Origin of the sequence: Devosia sp. (genome assembly GCF_965229025.1) — a bacterium.
Lineage (GTDB): Bacteria > Pseudomonadota > Alphaproteobacteria > Rhizobiales > Devosiaceae > Devosia_A.
The window spans coordinates 3,894,746-3,911,608 of the sequence record NZ_OZ245853.1; the positions used below are offsets into that span (position 1 = coordinate 3,894,746).

Genomic DNA, 16,863 nt, shown 5'->3' on the forward strand with positions numbered 1-16,863 from the left:
CAGCAGCAGGCTGCGAATCTGCTAGTGGGCGGTGAGTTCTCGCGAGGCATCCTGAACATGACCGACGATCTGCAACTGCTGGTCCGTGGCCTCGACCCCGGCATCATCGAGATGACGATCCGGCTTTGTGCTACTCTGGCGCGCCTGCGGCCAGACCTTGAATCGGCTGTGCGGGTCGGCTGGGGTTCGATGAACTACCGGCACCCCCAAGCTGGGTTCCTGTGTGCAGTATTTCCGATGAAGGATCATGTGTCGCTGGTCTTCGAGCACGGGCGACAACTGTCCTCCCCACTCCTGCAGGGTGATGGCAAGCAGGTGCGCTTCATCCGTTTCGATCCCGGCGCGGCGATCCCCGACGATGAGCTCGCTATCCTCCTCGCTGAAGCCATTGCGCTCAAAGCCTGAGCCGTGGTGAAAGAAGGCCGGTAACGGAGACTGGCCATGGCACGTATCGGACTGGTTGCGCACGACGACAAGAAGGATGAGCTCGTCGCCTGGGCGCTGAAAAACCGTGACACGTTGCTGCAGCATGACCTCTGGGGTACCGGTACCAGCGGCAGCCGTGTGACCCAGGGCACTGGGTTGCGGGTGACACTCTTGCTGAGTGGGCCTCTGGGTGGTGACGCTCAGCTCGGAGCGATGATCGCTGAAGGCAGGCTCGATGCGCTGATCTTTTTCCAGGATCCGCTGACGGCGATGCCGCATGACGTCGACATCAAGTCGCTAACGCGGCTCGCCACGCTCTACGACATCCTTCTCGCGCCCAATCACAAAACGGCGGACGCGGTGCTGGCAGCGATTTGACCGTCTGGTCAAAAAACTGTCATCTCCGGAGCCCGGACGCGGCAGCCCACGTTGACCGGGTGGGCAGCGTATGCGCATGTAGATTTCAAATGCGGCCAAGACCGCAAGACAAGAACTCTATCAGGACGGGGGCGGGGTGTCCTTGGATGCAGTTATCGACGTCAGGAACGTCAGCAAAAGTTTCGGCGGCCTCAAGGCCGTCAATCAGTGTTCACTGCAGGTTGCGCGCGGATCGATCACTGGACTGATCGGCCCGAACGGGGCTGGTAAATCCACGCTGTTCAATCTCGTGGCGGGCAACATTGTGCCCGACAGCGGGCAGATCATCTTTGATGGCCAGGATGTGACGGGTCTGAAGCCGCACCAGCTATTTCATCGCGGCATGCTGCGGACCTTCCAGATCGCGCATGAATTCTCCAACATGACGGCGCTTGAAAACCTGATGATGGTGCCGTCCGGGCAGCCGGGTGAAGGCCTTGTCACCACCTGGTTCGCGCCGGGGCGCGTCAAGGCGGGCGAGCGCGCGGTGCGGCAGAAGGCGCTCGATGTCATCGATTTTTTGAAGCTCGGGCACGTCAAGAACGAGCTCGCTGGCAACCTTTCGGGCGGCCAGAAGAAGCTGCTGGAGTTGGGCCGCACCATGATGGTCGATGCCAAGGTGGTGCTGCTCGATGAAGTTGCGGCGGGCGTCAATCGCACGCTGCTGCAGGATCTTGCGGCCAATATCGAACGGATGAACCGCGAACTCGGATACACGTTCTTCGTCATCGAGCACGACATGGACCTGATCGGCCGGTTGTGCGATCCGGTGATCGTGATGGCGCAGGGCGAAAAGATTGCCGAGGGTCCGATGGCTGAAATCCGGGCCAATCCCGCGATCGTCGAAGCTTATTTCGGCTCGCCGGTGGAGGCCGCCTGATGGCTTTGCTGGAAATCACCGACCTGGTCGGGGGCTATGGCGGTGCGCCCATTCTCAATGGTGTGAACCTGGCCATCGAGCAGTCCGATATCGGGGTGATCGTGGGGCCCAACGGGGCGGGCAAGTCGACGACGCTCAAGGCGATCTTCGGGCTGTTGAAGGTCACGGGAGGCTCGATCAGGTTCCGCAGCGCGGAGATCGCCAATGCGCTGCCCGATAAACTGGTGCCGCAAGGCCTGAGCTTTGTGCCGCAGGAAAAGAACGTCTTCACCTCGATGAGTGTCGAGGAAAATCTTGAGATGGGTGCCTTCACCCGGACCGACGATTTCACCGGGACCATGGAATGGGTCTACGGCATGTTCCCGGTGCTCAAGGAAAAGCGCCGGCAACCGGCTGGAGAACTGTCCGGTGGACAGCGCCAGATGGTGGCGATGGGGCGCGCGCTGATGAGCCAGCCCAAGCTGCTGCTGCTTGATGAGCCCTCGGCCGGGCTCTCGCCCCGCTATGTGCTCGAAATCTTCGAACAGATCGTCAAGGTCAACAAGGAGGGAGTTGCGATCCTGATGGTCGAGCAGAATGCCCGGCAGGCGCTGGCGTTTGCCTCGCGCGGGTTCGTCCTGGCGCAGGGCCAGAACCGTTTTACCGGTACGGGCGCCGAGCTCATTGCCGATCCCGAAGTCGCCAAGAGCTTCCTGGGGGGCTGAGCGATGAACGAGCTGATCTTCTTTTTCAACAATGTCATCGTCGCTGGCGTAGTGCTCGGGTCGATCTATGCCATAGGCGCAGTGGGCGTGACGCTGATTTTCGGCATCCTCCGCTTCGCGCATTTTGCCCATGGCGACATGATGACGATGGGGGCGTTCATGGCGTTCCTCCTCGCGTCCGTGTGCACGGCCATGGGCTGGACCACGCCGCTGGTGCCGACTGGGTTCCTGGTGATGCCGCTCGCTATGGTGCTTGCCGCGGTGGTGGCGCTGGGGATCGACAAGGGCTTTTACGCGCCGCTCAGGCGCCGTGGGGCGCGGCCGGTGACGATGCTGATTGCCTCGATTGGCGTGACGCTGATGATCCAGGGGCTGATCCGGCTGTTCTTTGGATCGGGAACGGTGTCGTTCTTTGAGACGGAAGCAAAGCAACTGGTCCGCATTCCAGTGCCGCTCGAGGGCGTCACGAGGACGATCAATTTTACCCAGCCGCAGGTGCTGATGGTGGTCTCGACAGCCATCGTGGTGCTGGCGCTGCATCTGTTCCTAACCCGGTCACGGCTCGGCAAGGCGATGCGGGCGATGTCCGACAATGCCGATCTGGCGCAGGTCTCGGGCATCAACACCAAGCTGGTGGTGCGGGTGACCTGGATCATCGCCGGCGCGCTTGCCTGTATGGCGGGGACCATGCTGGCGCTCGATGTGTCGCTGAAACCCGACCTGGCGTTCAACATCGTGCTGCCGATCTTTGCGGCGGCGATTGTGGGCGGGCTCGGCCAGTCCTATGGCGCGATCGCGGGCGGGTTCCTGATCGGTTTTGCAGAGACGCTTTCGATCTTCAACTGGTCGGTGCTGCTGAAGCCGATGGCGGGTGCGCTGCCGTTCGATGTGCCGGCGACGCTGGCGATCGTTCCGACCGAGTACAAGCTGACCGTGGCGTTCGTGATCCTCGTGGTGGTGCTGTTGTGGCGCCCGACGGGTATCTTCAAGGGAGCCTCGTCATGATCGGGCGCCGTTCCCTCATTCTGTTTGCCGGGCTGTTCGCGTTGTTCGTGGTGATCGGGGCGTTCCTCGGCACCGCCAACATCTCGCTGCTGCTGGTGCAGAGCTTTGCGTATGCGCTGATTGCGCTCGGTCTCAATATCCAGTGGGGCTATGGCGGGCTGTTCAACTTCGGGATCATGGGCATGCTGATGGTCGGCGGCGCCGCCGTGACCTTCATTTCGTTCCCGGTGAACGGGGCCTTCTGGAGCTCGGACGGTCCGCTGATGCTGGGCAAGGCGCTGCTGGCGTTCATCGCCGGTGGAGCGCTGGTATTTGGCGCACGCCATGCTGACCGGATAGGCATCAAAGGCGGCTGGCGGACGGCGCTGATCGTCGTCGCCTGGATCGTTGCCTATATCGGCTATCGCAGCCAGATCGATCCGGCGGCGGCCTATATCGAGGGCAGCTCAGGCTGGGTGGGTGGGCTTGGCCTTAACCCTGTGCTTGGATGGGCCTTTGGCGGGCTGCTTGCAGGTGGTGTCGCCTACGTGGTGGGACGTATCTGCCTGGGGCTGAGGACTGATTATCTGGCCATCGCCACCATTGGGATTTCGGAGATCATCCGCGCCCTGCTCAAGAACATGGACTGGTTGACGCGCGGTACGTTGACCGTTTCGCCGATCCCGTGGCCGGTACCGCAACCGCAGGACCTGCAGGCGCAGGGACTGCCGATCACCGAGTCCTTCATCTACGCGCGGCTGGGCTTTCTCGCCGTGGTGCTGGTCATCCTTGCCGCGGCGTTCTTCCTAGTGCAGCGCGCCTATGCTGGCCCCTGGGGCCGGATGATGCGCGCCATTCGCGACAATTATGTCGCGGCCGCCTCTATGGGCAAGAACGTCACGCGTCGGCAGCTCGAGATTTTCGTCCTCGGCTCCGTACTGATGGGGATCGGCGGCGCGATGCTGGTGTCGTTCCAGCAGATCTACGATCCGGGCGCCTATCAGCCAATCAACCACACCTTCCTGATCTGGGTGATGGTGATCGTGGGTGGCGCCGGCAATAACTGGGGCGCGGTGTTCGGGGCGCTGCTGATCTACATCACCTGGATGATTTCCGACCCGGTGTCGCAGTGGCTGTTCAACGGCATTTCGAGCTGGTCGGTCGAGCATGGCTGGGGCGCGATCCCTGAAATCCAGTCGCGCGCCAGCCAGATGCGCGTGTTTGTGCTCGGCGTGGTGATCACCATTGCCCTGCGTTACGCACCGCGTGGCCTGATCCCGGAGATCGTACGCCGGGAGAAATAACCAGTCGCTCTTTCGGCTAGACAATCGAAGCGAGAAGCGCCTCCGCTGCCCGCTTCAAATCCCGCTGAATATTGGGCCGGAACGCGGCGAATTCTTCCCGCTCCAACACGCGGGCCGCTGCAGGTGAGGGACGGGCAGCTGGCCACATGCCTGCGACCAGAGTGCCGATCATCGAGATGGCCCAGAGGCAATCGGCGACACTTGCCTTAGGCAGCTTCTGGTGCAACGCCTCTGCGAGGCGTGCTGTCAGGGCGCCCATCGTGCGCTTGGTCCGCACGATGGTGTCCTCCGACACGTTGGCTTCGAGCACACTGGTGAGGATCGCGGTCAACTGGCCGAGCCGTGGCCGCGCCGTGAACTCCCCAGCAATGAGATCGGCTATCGCTGGCACATCATTTTCGGCCGCGGTCCCCAGCCTGTCGCACATGGTGGGCACCAGCGAGGCCATTTCGCCGAGGAATAACTCCAGCAGCACCTGCTCGCGACTTTCGAAGTAGCGATAGACGTTGGACTTGGTGAACCCGGCCCTAGCAGCAATGGCGTTCAGCCCGGCGCCCTGCGGCCCTTCGGCGTCGAACAGCTCCGCCGCCGAGGTGAGAAGGGTGGTGCGTCGCGCTTCGATCTCTTGGGGCTTTCGTGCCCGCTGGAATTCTTGAGTTTGAGTCATCACTCCATTCTAGGATGCCAGTACCCGCTCCGGGAAGCGCACGCCGCTCAGTTCTTCCGATACGTCCCAGAGCCGGCGAGCGACCGCGAGGTCGAGCGATTGGCTGGGCGCCGAGGCCTCGCCCGGTGCGCCACGCACTTCCATTAGTCCCTGGGGACCATAGTAGCCACCTGGTTTTGCCGACGGGTCGGTTGCTGCCATTAGGGTGGGCAGCGCCCCCATCGGCACGGGTTGGAACAGAAAGGAGAAGTGGCGCCGGAAGAAACCCGCGACGCTCGCCTCGCCCATGCCGTTGTTGACCAGATCGGTGCGCGAGACACCCGGATGCGCAGTGATGCTGGCGATACCCCAGCCATTTGCATCGCTCCGCCGCTGCAATTCAAAGCCAAACATCAGGCAGGCGAGCTTGGTCTGGCTGTATGAGACCATCGGCTTGTAGTCCCGCTCCGACTGCAGGTTCGCGAAATCGATCTTCCCGCTTCGCGCTGCCACGCTTGCGAGGGGCACTACGCGTCCAGCCGGTGCGGCCATCAGCAGGGGCAGAAGCTTTGCCGTAAGCGCGAAATGCGACAGGTAGTTGGTCTCCAGCTGCAACTCGAACCCATCTCGCGTCAGCTCACGGCTCGGCGGCGCCATGACCCCGGCATTGTTGACGAGGATGTCGAGCCGGTTGTGCCGTGTAGCAAAATCCTCGGCAAATCGTGCCACGTTGCCCAGCGCTGACAGATCGAGGTTTTCGTATGAGACGCGTGCCTGCGGCACCTCAGCCTTGATCCGTGCCAGGGCTGCTGCTCCCTTTTCCGCATTGCGTCCGGTGAGTACGACATCGGCGCCCGCACGAGCCAGCTCAAGGGCCGTCTCGTAACCCAGACCGCCTGTCGCTCCGGTAACCAATGCGAGTCTCCCAGCCTGGAAGGGGATGTCCTTGGTCGACCAACTCATGCAGCACCTTCATAAAAGAATGATGGTCTCTAATTAAGAGGCCAGTGGTCTTTTGTCAAGATGGGCATCGGGTGCGGCAAAGCCTGTCCGAATTTGGACATTGTGTTTCGTCCAAATTTGTCTTATATCCAGATTTAGACATAGGAGGCGTGCAATGCACACCCTTGGGCTTCACGAGCCGTCAACGCCGTTCATTTCAGCTGAGCCCGTCCTGGGGCGGTTCTCGCCTGAGAACCGGCGGCGGCTGAGCGCGCCGGCTTTTCGCACGTTTCTAGCCATTGCCGATCTCTGGGTGCTCAACGAGGAGCAGCGGCGGCTGGTGCTGGGTTATCCGTCGCGCTCGACCTTCCATAGCTGGGCCAAACAGGCGCGGGAACATGGCAGCTTCGTGCTCGACCTTGATGCACTGCTGAGGATTTCGGCGATGCTTGGCATCCATCAGGCGCTGGGCGTTCTGTTCGCCGATGAGCAGGCGGGGCTCACTTGGCTGAGGGGGCCGCATGATGCCCCGCTGTTTGGCGGGCAGGCGCCGATGGTGCTGGTGACCTCCGGTACCCAGGATGGCCTGATGGCCGTGCGCCGGTTCCTCGATGCGGCGCGGGGCGGTCTCTACATGGCGCCCAATGCGCTGGATGTGGCCTTCACGCCCTATGACGACACCGAGATCATCGTCCGGTGATGCACGCCTCGGCGCCGCATCCCAGCTACCGGTTGATCCCCTCGCAGTTTCCGCCAATCGGGCTCTTCGACACGGTCGCCACTGCCGCAGACCTCGACGCTGTCATGGAGCTGTCGGGCTGGACGAACGACCGGCTGGTGAGGGAGCGGGTGGCGAGGCTTCCCGAGGCGCAGCGGGTCTACGGCCGGGCCAATTCCAGCGTCGTGATGGCCGCGTTTCTTCATACGGCGGGCGCCCGGTTCAATGGCCCCGATCTCGGTGCCTGGTATGCGGCTGCCGCAGTCCGAACTGCAATTGCAGAAGTCGGACATCACCTCCGCCGTGAGGCTCTGGCCCGGAGACTGCGCGGGATGCGCCGCGTCTATCGCAGTTATGTGGCGCGGCTTGATGGCAGCTACATCGACCTGCGCGAAGAGGCGAGAGCCGATCTGATGGCGCCTGATTCCTACGGGGCAGGCCAGGTCTTCGGCGAGCAGCAGCGGGCGGCCGGCGAGGATGGGCTGCTCTATGCCAGCGTCCGCCACCGCGGTGGCCTGAACGCCTGCGCCTATCGTCCCAGCAAGGTTCTGGATGTGACCCAGGCGGAGCATTTCGAAATCAGTGTCGAGACTGACGGGCGCCAGATTGAGGCGCGCCTCTTGCCCGGGTGAGAAAGGCAGAAGGCCCGGGATCGCTCCCGGGCCTTCTTCAATCCTGATGTGAAAGCGAGCCTTAGTTGATCGGGCCTTTTTCGACGAACTTGCCGCCTTCGACGGCGAGCTCGACGATGATGCCGTCAACGTCGCCGGCCTTGTCGAATTCGGCCGGGCCGCCAGCGCCTTCATAGTCGATGTCGGTGCCGGCCTTGATCAGTTCGACTGCCTTGCTCCACTCGCCGGGAAGGATCTTCTCGCCCGGAGCAGTGGCGACGTCGCGCAGAGCGGCCGAGAGGCCTTCGCGCTTGGCCGAGCCGTTCTTTTCGATGGCGAGCGCCAGGAGGAACGCAGCGTCATACGCCTGGGGCGCGTAGGTCGCGGCAGGGTCCTGTCCGGCATCGGTTGCCAGCTTCTTGTAGAGGTCGGCGGATTCGCCGGCATAGGCACCAGCGCGAGTGGCAATGATCTTGCCGTTGACAGCGTCAGCCGGGAGGCCTGCCGTCAGGTCGTCACCGACCATGCCGTCGCCGCCGACGAATGCGGTGAATTCGCCGCCTTCGATTGCCTGCTGCAGGATGGTCTTGCCCGAGCCCGATGCGTAGGCGAGGATCACGAGGTTCTGCGAGCCGCCCGACGAGAGCTGGCCGAGCTCGGCACGGTAGTCGGCCTTGCCGTCTTCGTGCGCGACGTTAGCCGAAACCGTGCCGCCACCGGCGGTGTAGGTTGCGACGAACACGTCGGCGAGACCCTTGCCGTAGTCGTTGTTCACGTAGGTGAGGGCAACGTCCTTGATGCCCTTGGACAGCACCAACTGAGCCATCTTGACGCCCTGGAAGGCGTCGGACGGGGTGGTGCGGAAGACGAGGTCCTTGTCGTCGAGCGTGGTCAGGGCCGGAGCCGACGCCGACGGCGAGATCTGGACGACGCCGCCGGGGATGCCGGCAGCAGTGGCGGCACCGATGGTGGCGCCGGTGCAGAAGGCACCCACGATGGCGGTCACCTGATCAGTATTGACCAGCTTATCGGCGGCCGGGCCGGCAACAGACGGGTCGCAGGCAGAGTCGCCGGTGCTGACGATGATCTTGCCGCCGCCGAGAATGCCGCCCTGGGCATTGACTTCGTCGAACGCGAGTTGAGCGCCCGCGACGATCGGCGGAGCCAGGCTTTCGATCGGGCCGGTCAGGTCGCCGAGGATGCCGATCTTGACGTCTTCGGCGAGTGCCGGAACGGCGAGACCGAGAACGGCAGCCGCGACTGCGAGGCTGAGGAGTTTCTTTGACGTATTCATTGTGTCCCTCTTACATGACGCCGGGCCGTGGTGCCTTTTTGGCAAACCTTACGGAGCGGCGGCAATCAATGGGGGCATAACCCATGCCCCGCTGGCGGCGATATTGCATATTTCAGATCGTGGAGTCACCCGGATTTGATCAACTGGTAAAGGACGGCGGCCAGTTGTCATCGCGGCTCACCGTTCTATAAGTTCGCGCTCAATGTTCGGGGACGAACCGCAAGATGCTCCGCTTTGTCAGCCTCATTGTGATTGTGCTGTTCGGCACGACGGCGCCGGTGTTCGCGCAGGACTCGGTCCAGCAACTTGGCCCGCCGAGTGGGGTGAGTTCCGGCGAGAGTACGGCCGTCGTGCCCGCGGCTGACGGAGCGGCTCCGGGAAGTCCGGATGTTTCGGCGGCGCCGGCGCCACCGCCGCCTTGCGGCACGCAGCCCATCACCATCGCCAGGATGCAATGGCCCTCGGCGGCGCTACTGGCCGAAATCCATTCGCGGCTGCTGACCGCCAATTTCCTCTGCAATGTTTCGGTGCAGGATGGCGATCTCGCCACCACGGGGTCGTCGATGGGCGCCACCGGACAACCGGCCGTCGCGCCTGAACTCTGGATCTCGCGGATCGCCGATATCTGGAACGCTGCGATGCAGGGCGATAAGGTCCGGCAGGCGGGCACATCCTATACCGATGCCACCTTCGAAGGCTGGTTCGTTCCGGACTACGTTGTCGCCAAGTGGCCCGATATTGCGACGGTCGAGGCGCTCAAGGCCCACGCTGCGGAGTTTGCCCAGGCCGGTAAGCCGGGCCGGTTCATCTCCTGCCCCATCGACTGGGGCTGCGCCCTGGTCAACCGCAACCTGTTGCGCGCCTATGGCCTCGACCAGAGCTTCGAGATAGTGGAGCCCGCCAACCGGTTCGAGATGGATACGCTGATTGCCGAGGCGGTCGGCCGGAAGCAGCCCATCGCGTTTTACTACTGGCAGCCCAATGCGGTGCTGTCACAGTTCAGCTTTCAGCCCGTAGCCCTCGCGCCCTACGACCATGATGCATTCCTCTGCATGGGACGCAGCGTTTGTGGGTCTACGACGCCTACTGGTTTCGCGCCTGATCCGGTGGTCGTGGCCCTGGCGGAATGGGTCTATCTGGGCGCGCCACAGGTGGCCGCCTATTTCGGCCGGGCCCGGATGCCGTTTGCGGAAATGAACCGGATGCTGCAGCAACTGGGCGAGCCCGGCGCCACAGTAGAAAGCGTTGCCGACCGGTTCGTCGCCGAGCGCGGCGAGATCTGGCGCCCGTGGGTAGGTTTGCCCGAACTGGCCGCCCCCAAGCCGCAGTAACCGGGCGTTCAGCACTCTGAGAGGTGGGGGGCTCGGTGTTGTCCAATCGTCACAAAGCTCGATTAGCGTCAACGGCCCCGAGGGGGTTGGTCTTGTTTAACCAACTGAAAATACGTCGGAAATCTCTGTTGTTAGGGCTTCGGAAAGCTCCTTCGCGCACTTTGGCGACAACAAGCGGGACGGTCCCACTTTAGCTCTGGAGTTTGTCTAGTGCGCCAGCAGGCTTCACTGGAGCGCGTTGTTGCGACGTTCCGCTTCATCGCGATCATCGGCACCGCGCTGATCGGCGCTATGTTGGCCTTGATGCTCGGCACGCTGTCAGGTGCCAGGTGGGAGGGTGGACCACCGCTGACGCCGCTGTTCGGGCTCGTTCTTTGCATCTCTGGGCTGCTGGTTTTGTCGCGTTGGGGGTATCTCGAGTTGAAGCGTGAGTTGCAGACTGCGGCGGCGGCACAAAAGAGCCTGCTCGATTCCGCCTACCGCGACTCGCTGACCGGGGCTTTCACCCGCTCCTATTTCCTGGCGCAACTGCATGAGCAGCTCGTCGATCAGGCGAGCCCGTTGGCTTACTTGCAGATCGACATGGACAACCTCAAAGTGCTCAACGACTCGCATGGCCATGGGGCCGGCGATGCGGCTCTGGTACATCTGGTCAAAACGCTGGGCACGCTGATGCCGCAGGCGCTGGTGGGCAGGCTGGGTGGCGACGAATTCGGTATAGCGATCGCCGGGCAGGATAACCGGGCGGCGCTGATCCGGCTGGGTGATGAAGTACTGACGACGCTGGGCCGCCCGATTTCGATCGAGGGACGGCCGACACGGCTGTCGGCAACCATTGGGGTGGCGCTCTGGCCGCAGGACGCTGTAAGCGCCGATGAACTGGTCTCAAAGGCAGATCTCGCGCTTTATAAAGGCAAGAAGAACGGCCGAGCGTTGACGGTGGCGTACGATCCGGAACTGCTGGCCGATGACCGCCACAAGCGCTTCGTCGAACGCGACCTGCGTGCGGCGATCCTGCTCAACGAACTCGAGCTCCACTATCAGCCGATCTATTCTGCCAATGGCAGGCAGAAGATTTCCCACGAGGCCTTGGTGCGCTGGCAGCACCCGGTGCGCGGCCGGATGCTGCCAGGCGAGTTCATCGGCATTGCTGAGCAGAGCGACCTGATCGACAAGCTGGGTGACTGGGTGCTGCGCCAGGCGCTGCGCGACCTGCCCCGGCTGGGGACGCCCGATGTCGGGATCAACGTGTCGGCGGTGCAACTGCGCCGCAGCGACTTTGCCGAGCGGTTCGCGGCCATTCTCAATGAAGCCGGGATTGCCGGTAGCCAAGTGGTCGTCGAGGTCACCGAGACCCTGCAATTGCACGCCGGTGTTGCCGAGTTGCGCAATATCCGCGCACTGGGTGCGCTGGGTGTCCGCATCGCTATCGACGACTTCGGCGCTGGCTTTGCCAGCCTGGAATATCTGCGCGGCTTTCCCTTCGACATCATCAAGATCGACCGTTCCTATGTCGCCAATCTGCCCGGCAGCAAGGTGGACGGCCTGATCGTCTCGGCGCTGTGCGAAATTGCCCGATCGCTCGGAGTTGAAGTCATAGCCGAGGGCATCGAGACTGAGGAACAGCTCCACTTCCTCGAGCGGTGCGGCTGCACCGGCCTTCAGGGATATCTGCTGGCCCGTCCTGCGCCTTTGGCACTTGCCCCGCGCGCCGTTGCAGTCGCCGCCTGAGGGCACGCGGCTGCGCCTTGCTTCCCTTGCGCGGCGATGGCTATAAAGGTTCGGAAGTCCTTGCTGACTTCTCGCCGATTTGGAGTAGCCGATTTGGATTTGAAGCGGATCAATGGCCACGTCAGCGTGTCCCCGCAGATCAGCCCCGAGGACGTCGCGGCCATCAAGGCCCAGGGGTTCGTCGCCATCATCAACAACCGGCCGGACGGGGAATCCCCGGATCAGCCGACGAGCGCGACCATCGAGCAAGCGGCGCACGACGCCGGCCTCGCCTACCACTACATTCCACTTGGCCGTGAAGGCGTTTCTGCCGAAATGGTCGAGCAGACCAAGCAGGTGCTCGAGGGGAGCGCCGGGCCTGTGTTCTGCTACTGCAGGTCGGGCACCCGCTCGACCACGTTGTGGGCTCTCAGCCAGGCTGGCAAGGCGCCAGCCTCAGAGATCATCGCGGCAGCAGCAAATGCGGGTTACGACATGTCCCATCTTGCGGGACATCTGAGCCAGTAGCAGGGCGTCCCTGCCGGTGGCTTCGTTGCCGACTGTTCACGAGCCTCAGCGCCTCGCGGCGCCCCCTCATGCCCGGACACCACAGATGCCCATCAAGAAGATCCTCGTCGCCAACCGCAGCGAAATCGCCATCCGGGTGTTTCGCGCGGCCAACGAGCTGAACATCAAGACCGTCGCCTGCTATGCCGAAGAGGACAAGCTGGCACTGCATCGCTTCAAGGCTGACGAGGCCTACCTGATCGGCAAGGGCAAAGGCCCGGTCGAGGCGTACCTCCAGATCGACGAATATATCCGCGTCGCCCGCGCTTCGGGCGCCGATGCGATCCATCCGGGCTATGGGCTGCTGTCGGAATCGCCGGAATTCGTCGATGCCTGCGAAGAGGCAGGGATCATCTTCATCGGGCCGCGGGCGCAGACTATGCGCGACCTGGGTAACAAGGTCGCGGCGCGCAATATGGCGGTCGCCTCGAACGTGCCGGTGGTACCGGCGACCGAAGCGCTTCCGGACGATCCGGCGTTGATCCGCAAGATGGCTGCGGAAATCGGCTATCCGCTTATGCTGAAAGCCAGCTGGGGCGGCGGCGGGCGCGGCATGCGCCGCATCATGGACGAAACGACGCTGATTGCCGAAGTTTCGGAAGGCAAGCGCGAAGCCAAAGCGGCCTTCGGCAAGGACGAGATGTATCTCGAAAAGCTGGTTGAGCGGGCCCGCCATGTCGAGGTGCAGCTGATCGGCGACGACCACGGCAACCTCGTCCATCTGTTCGAGCGCGACTGCTCGGTGCAGCGGCGCAACCAGAAGGTGGTGGAGCGGGCGCCGGCGCCGTATCTGAGCGAAGCCGTGCGTACGGAGCTGACCGATGCCGCCGTTCGCCTCGGCAATGCCGCGAACTATCGCGGCGCGGGGACCGTCGAATTCCTGATGGATGCCGACACCGACAAGTTCTACTTCATCGAAGTGAACCCGCGTATCCAGGTCGAGCATACGGTGACCGAAGTCGTCACCGGCATCGACATCGTCAAGGCGCAGATCCGACTGCTCGAAGGCGCCGTCATCGGCACGCCCGAGTCCGGCGTGCCGCCGCAGTCCGAGATCCGGCTCAACGGCAATGCCATCCAGTGCCGCATTACCACTGAAGATCCGGAAGAAAACTTCATCCCGGACTACGGCCGGATCACCGCCTATCGCGAGGCCACCGGTTTTGGTGTGCGCCTTGATGGCGGCACGGCCTACGCGGGTGCGATCATCACGCGGTTTTATGATCCGCTGCTCGAAAAGGTGACTTGCTGGGCGCCATCGGCCGCCGAGGCCATTGCTCGCATGCACCGTTCGCTGCGTGAGTTCCGTATCCGCGGCGTCCAGACCAACTTGGCGTTCCTCGAAAACATCATCACGCACCCCGATTTCGTCAACAACCGCTACACCACGCGGTTCATCGACACGACGCCGGAGCTGTTCGATTTCAAGCGCCGCAAGGACCGCGCGACCAAGCTCCTGAGCTATATCGCCGACGTTACGGTCAACGGGCACCCGGAAGTGCGCGATCGGCCGCGGCCGCCGGCCGGCGCGATAGAGCCGATGGTGCCGCATTACGAGCCGCTGGTGATTGTCGAGGGTAGCCGGCAGGTTCTGGACCGGCAGGGGCCGAAGGGTCTCGCGAGCTGGATGAAGGCGCAGAAGGGCGTGCTGTTCACCGACACGACGATGCGCGATGCGCACCAGTCGCTGCTCGCCACCCGCATGCGCAGCTACGACATCACGCGCATTGCCGAAGCCTATTCGCGCGGGCTGCCAAACCTCTTCTCGCTCGAATGCTGGGGCGGGGCGACATTTGACGTCTCGATGCGCTTCCTCAACGAGGATCCGTGGGAGCGGCTGGCGGCGGTGCGCGAGGGTGCGCCGAACATTTTGACGCAGATGCTGCTACGCGGCAGCAATGGCGTGGGCTACACCAACTACCCTGACAATGTGGTCAAGTTCTTCGTCCGCCAGGCGGCGAAGGGCGGCGTCGATGTGTTCCGCATTTTCGATTGCCTCAACTGGGTCGAGAACATGCGCGTCTCGATCGACGCGGTGGCGGAAGCCGGCAAGGTTGCCGAAGGCGCGATCTGCTACACCGGCGACATGCTCGACCCTGACCGGGCCAAGTACAATCTCAAATACTATATCGCGATGGCCAAGGAGCTTGAGGCGGCGGGTGCGCATGTGCTCGGCCTCAAGGACATGGCGGGGCTCTTGAAGCCGGCTGCCGCCAAGGCGCTGGTCAAGGCGCTGAAGGACGAGGTCGGGCTGCCGATCCACCTTCACACTCACGACACTTCCGGCGCGGCGTCTGCCACCATCATGGCGGCGGTCGAGGCCGGGGTGGACGCGGTCGATGCGGCAATGGACGCGTTCTCGGGCACCACCAGCCAGCCGACCTTTGGTTCGCTCGCGGCGGCGCTCGCCGATACCGATCGCGATCCGGGGCTTGATGCCAAGGTGATCCGGGAAATCTCGTTCTATTGGGAGGCCGTGCGCACCCAGTACCGGGCTTTCGAGAGCGATCTCAAGGGCGGGGCGTCCGAGGTCTACCTCCACGAAATGCCCGGTGGCCAGTTCACCAATCTCAAGGAACAGGCGCGCTCGCTCGGGCTTGAATCGCGCTGGCACGAGGTGGCGCGCACCTATGCCGACGTCAACCAGATGTTCGGCGACATCGTCAAAGTGACGCCGTCTTCCAAGGTGGTAGGCGACATGGCGCTCGCCATGGTGTCCTCGGGCCTGACCCGCGCGGACGTCGAAGACCCCAAGCGCGACGTGGCCTTCCCCGATTCCGTGGTCGGCTTCTTCATGGGCGACCTCGGCCAGCCGCCGGGCGGGTTCCCGGCAGAGCTGCAGAAGAAGGTGCTGAAGGGCAAGTCGCCGCTCACCGAGCGCCCTGGCTCCTATCTCAAGGATGTCGACCTCGAGGCCGAGCGCGCCAAGGTGGAAAAGGAAACCGGCGAGCCGGTCGACGATTTCCGTCTCGCGTCCTACCTGATGTATCCCAAGGTGTTCGCCGATTTCACCAAGAGCCAGGACCGGTACGGTCCGACGGCGGTGCTGCCGACGCCGGTCTATTTCTACGGACTGGCGCAGGGCGAAGAGATCTTTGCCGAGATCGAGCGCGGCAAGACCATGGTGATCAACTATCTGGGCCGCGCCGAAACCAACGACAAGGGCCAGGTGCGGGTGTTCTTCGACCTCAACGGTCAGCCGCGCACCATCACCGTGCCGGATCGTCTGAAGGTTGGTGACATCCAGGTCCGCGCCAAGGCGGCGCTGGGTGACGCCAAGCAGGTCGGCGCGCCGATGCCGGGCGTCATCTCATCGCTGATCGTCAAGGTTGGCGACAAGGTCGCTGCAGGCGACGTGCTGCTCTCGATCGAGGCCATGAAGATGGAAACCGCCATCCATGCCGAGACCGATGGCGTCATCGCTGAGCTGACAGTGAAGCCGGGCGACCAGATCGACGCCAAGGATCTGCTGATCCGGTTCGAATGATGTTCTATGCGGCAAGTGGGCAGGATCGCGCGATCGAGCTGACCGACTTGCCGCAAATGGACACGGGAAATCCAGATCCGCACATCGCAGCTGACGGTGGGCACCTTAGGGTTAGCTACGCAACCAGCTCGGGACGAACCGAGCTGAGCTTCACACAGCCTGTTGCCCACTATCTGGGTCCACCTAACGACGAGTTGCTTCACACACATCCGCTCTACGAGCGAGGTCTCACATCCTACGCAGTGTTTGAGGTTGTGAACTCGTCGTGGTTGGCGGAAGCGCTAGCCAACAATCGGCAGCATCCGCGACATAGCGACGAGGCCTGGGCCGGCAGACGTCACTTTTTGATCACGTTCCACGACCAGACCTTTGAGTGCCTCGCCGACGGGTACGTCGTTGTGCGCTAGAGGTTCGCGCCCATCGCCTCTGCGAAGGCGCGGAAATCGGGCTCGCTGATCTCGAACAGACCGAACCGCATCTGGTAGCCCCAGTTGCGGTTGCCCTGGGTGAACTCCAGTTTATCGAGCAGTGGTGCAATCGGCGCCTCGGCAGCCTCGACATAGTCGACATTGCGCCGCCACGGCACGAAGTCGCCGCCCATTACGCCCTGGTACAGCTCCTCGTCCCGCACCCGGCCAATCGTGGTGAAGCTTTGCAGGCGATCCTTGCCGCCTATGGTTTCCGCTGGGGAGTAATAGGCTACGCCGTCACCGGCGCTAATGCGCTGCAGTGGCGCCTTCTTGCCGTGGTTCACCTGCATGAACCCCGCCTTGCCGCGGCGCGCATGTTCAGCCGAGGCGACGGCAATCCAGTATTTACTCATAGAAAAGGTCTCCGTTGGT

General features: G+C 63.0%; 16 protein-coding genes. 12 read left to right on the top strand and 4 right to left on the bottom strand.

Annotation, left to right across the window (positions count from 1 at the left end; genetic code table 11):
* Positions 1-57 precede the first annotated feature (57 nt).
* From ACO06J_RS18885 to ACO06J_RS18910, 6 genes are all read left to right on the top strand, one after another.
* Positions 58-405 (top strand): DUF1801 domain-containing protein, encoded by a 348-nt coding sequence (locus ACO06J_RS18885; protein ID WP_421762258.1) that lies wholly within the window; start codon positions 58-60, stop codon positions 403-405.
* A gap of 36 nt (positions 406-441) precedes the next feature.
* On the top strand, positions 442-804 hold the full coding sequence (locus ACO06J_RS18890; protein ID WP_421762259.1) for a methylglyoxal synthase: 363 nt from the start codon (positions 442-444) through the stop codon (positions 802-804).
* A 142-nt stretch (positions 805-946) separates the two neighbouring features.
* On the top strand, positions 947-1,723 hold the full coding sequence (locus ACO06J_RS18895) for an ABC transporter ATP-binding protein (RefSeq protein ID WP_421762260.1): 777 nt from the start codon (positions 947-949) through the stop codon (positions 1,721-1,723).
* On the top strand, positions 1,723-2,427 hold the full coding sequence (locus tag ACO06J_RS18900) for an ABC transporter ATP-binding protein (RefSeq protein WP_421762261.1): 705 nt from the start codon (positions 1,723-1,725) through the stop codon (positions 2,425-2,427). Before ACO06J_RS18895 ends, ACO06J_RS18900 begins: the two co-directional genes overlap by 1 nt.
* 3 nt (positions 2,428-2,430) lie before the next feature.
* A complete protein-coding gene (locus tag ACO06J_RS18905) occupies positions 2,431-3,432 on the top strand; it encodes a branched-chain amino acid ABC transporter permease (RefSeq protein ID WP_421762262.1) in 1,002 nt (333 codons plus the stop codon).
* The gene (locus ACO06J_RS18910) at positions 3,429-4,715 is read left to right on the top strand and encodes a branched-chain amino acid ABC transporter permease (RefSeq protein WP_421762263.1); all 1,287 of its coding nucleotides are present in this window, start codon (positions 3,429-3,431) and stop codon (positions 4,713-4,715) included. Before ACO06J_RS18905 ends, ACO06J_RS18910 begins: the two co-directional genes overlap by 4 nt.
* A gap of 16 nt (positions 4,716-4,731) precedes the next feature.
* On the opposite strand, the gene ACO06J_RS18915 is transcribed toward ACO06J_RS18910, so the two are convergent.
* Together ACO06J_RS18915 and ACO06J_RS18920 are read right to left on the bottom strand one after the other, a co-directional pair.
* Complete coding sequence (locus tag ACO06J_RS18915) at positions 4,732-5,382, bottom strand: TetR family transcriptional regulator (RefSeq protein WP_421762264.1); 651 nt, start codon at positions 5,380-5,382, stop codon at positions 4,732-4,734.
* A 9-nt stretch (positions 5,383-5,391) separates the two neighbouring features.
* Positions 5,392-6,324, bottom strand: a complete 933-nt coding sequence (locus ACO06J_RS18920) for an oxidoreductase (RefSeq protein WP_421762265.1) — start codon at positions 6,322-6,324, stop codon at positions 5,392-5,394.
* 211 nt (positions 6,325-6,535) lie between these two features.
* On the opposite strand from ACO06J_RS18920, the gene ACO06J_RS18925 reads away from it, so the two are divergent.
* Together ACO06J_RS18925 and ACO06J_RS18930 are read left to right on the top strand one after the other, a co-directional pair.
* A complete protein-coding gene (locus ACO06J_RS18925) occupies positions 6,536-7,003 on the top strand; it encodes an MbcA/ParS/Xre antitoxin family protein (RefSeq protein WP_421762548.1) in 468 nt (155 codons plus the stop codon).
* Positions 7,000-7,653 (top strand): RES family NAD+ phosphorylase, encoded by a 654-nt coding sequence (locus ACO06J_RS18930; protein WP_421762266.1) that lies wholly within the window; start codon positions 7,000-7,002, stop codon positions 7,651-7,653. The genes ACO06J_RS18925 and ACO06J_RS18930 overlap by 4 nt, the downstream gene beginning before the upstream one ends.
* A gap of 61 nt (positions 7,654-7,714) precedes the next feature.
* On the opposite strand, the gene ACO06J_RS18935 is transcribed toward ACO06J_RS18930, so the two are convergent.
* A complete protein-coding gene (locus ACO06J_RS18935) occupies positions 7,715-8,926 on the bottom strand; it encodes an ABC transporter substrate-binding protein (protein WP_421762267.1) in 1,212 nt (403 codons plus the stop codon).
* Between the two features lie 224 nt (positions 8,927-9,150).
* On the opposite strand from ACO06J_RS18935, the gene ACO06J_RS18940 reads away from it, so the two are divergent.
* From ACO06J_RS18940 to pyc, 4 genes are all read left to right on the top strand, one after another.
* The gene (locus ACO06J_RS18940; protein WP_421762268.1) at positions 9,151-10,257 is read left to right on the top strand and encodes a glycine betaine ABC transporter substrate-binding protein; all 1,107 of its coding nucleotides are present in this window, start codon (positions 9,151-9,153) and stop codon (positions 10,255-10,257) included.
* 210 nt (positions 10,258-10,467) lie between these two features.
* Positions 10,468-11,988, top strand: coding sequence for a putative bifunctional diguanylate cyclase/phosphodiesterase (locus tag ACO06J_RS18945; RefSeq protein ID WP_421762269.1), 1,521 nt, complete (start codon positions 10,468-10,470; stop codon positions 11,986-11,988).
* A 93-nt stretch (positions 11,989-12,081) separates the two neighbouring features.
* Positions 12,082-12,495 (top strand): TIGR01244 family sulfur transferase, encoded by a 414-nt coding sequence (locus ACO06J_RS18950; RefSeq protein WP_421762270.1) that lies wholly within the window; start codon positions 12,082-12,084, stop codon positions 12,493-12,495.
* A gap of 85 nt (positions 12,496-12,580) precedes the next feature.
* Positions 12,581-16,021: a pyruvate carboxylase gene (gene pyc / locus ACO06J_RS18955; RefSeq protein WP_421762271.1), complete on the top strand. Its 3,441-nt coding sequence runs from the start codon at positions 12,581-12,583 to the stop codon at positions 16,019-16,021.
* Between the two features lie 403 nt (positions 16,022-16,424).
* Here the strand turns inward: pyc and ACO06J_RS18960 are convergent, their stop codons facing one another.
* On the bottom strand, positions 16,425-16,844 hold the full coding sequence (locus ACO06J_RS18960; protein ID WP_421762272.1) for an EVE domain-containing protein: 420 nt from the start codon (positions 16,842-16,844) through the stop codon (positions 16,425-16,427).
* Positions 16,845-16,863: the final 19 nt, after the last annotated feature.

Excerpts from the sequence above, each read along its gene's own strand:
- ACO06J_RS18885 (WP_421762258.1), top strand. The coding sequence starts at position 58 with ATGACCGACGATCTGCAACTGCTGGTCCGTGGCCTCGACCCCGGCATC.
- ACO06J_RS18890 (WP_421762259.1), top strand. The coding sequence starts at position 442 with ATGGCACGTATCGGACTGGTTGCGCACGACGACAAGAAGGATGAGCTC.
- ACO06J_RS18900 (WP_421762261.1), top strand. The coding sequence starts at position 1,723 with ATGGCTTTGCTGGAAATCACCGACCTGGTCGGGGGCTATGGCGGTGCG.
- ACO06J_RS18905 (WP_421762262.1), top strand. The coding sequence starts at position 2,431 with ATGAACGAGCTGATCTTCTTTTTCAACAATGTCATCGTCGCTGGCGTA.
- ACO06J_RS18910 (WP_421762263.1), top strand. The coding sequence starts at position 3,429 with ATGATCGGGCGCCGTTCCCTCATTCTGTTTGCCGGGCTGTTCGCGTTG.
- ACO06J_RS18915 (WP_421762264.1), bottom strand. The coding sequence starts at position 5,382 with ATGACTCAAACTCAAGAATTCCAGCGGGCACGAAAGCCCCAAGAGATC.
- ACO06J_RS18920 (WP_421762265.1), bottom strand. The coding sequence starts at position 6,324 with ATGAGTTGGTCGACCAAGGACATCCCCTTCCAGGCTGGGAGACTCGCA.
- ACO06J_RS18935 (WP_421762267.1), bottom strand. The coding sequence starts at position 8,926 with ATGAATACGTCAAAGAAACTCCTCAGCCTCGCAGTCGCGGCTGCCGTT.
- ACO06J_RS18940 (WP_421762268.1), top strand. The coding sequence starts at position 9,151 with ATGCTCCGCTTTGTCAGCCTCATTGTGATTGTGCTGTTCGGCACGACG.
- pyc (WP_421762271.1), top strand. The coding sequence starts at position 12,581 with ATGCCCATCAAGAAGATCCTCGTCGCCAACCGCAGCGAAATCGCCATC.
- ACO06J_RS18960 (WP_421762272.1), bottom strand. The coding sequence starts at position 16,844 with ATGAGTAAATACTGGATTGCCGTCGCCTCGGCTGAACATGCGCGCCGC.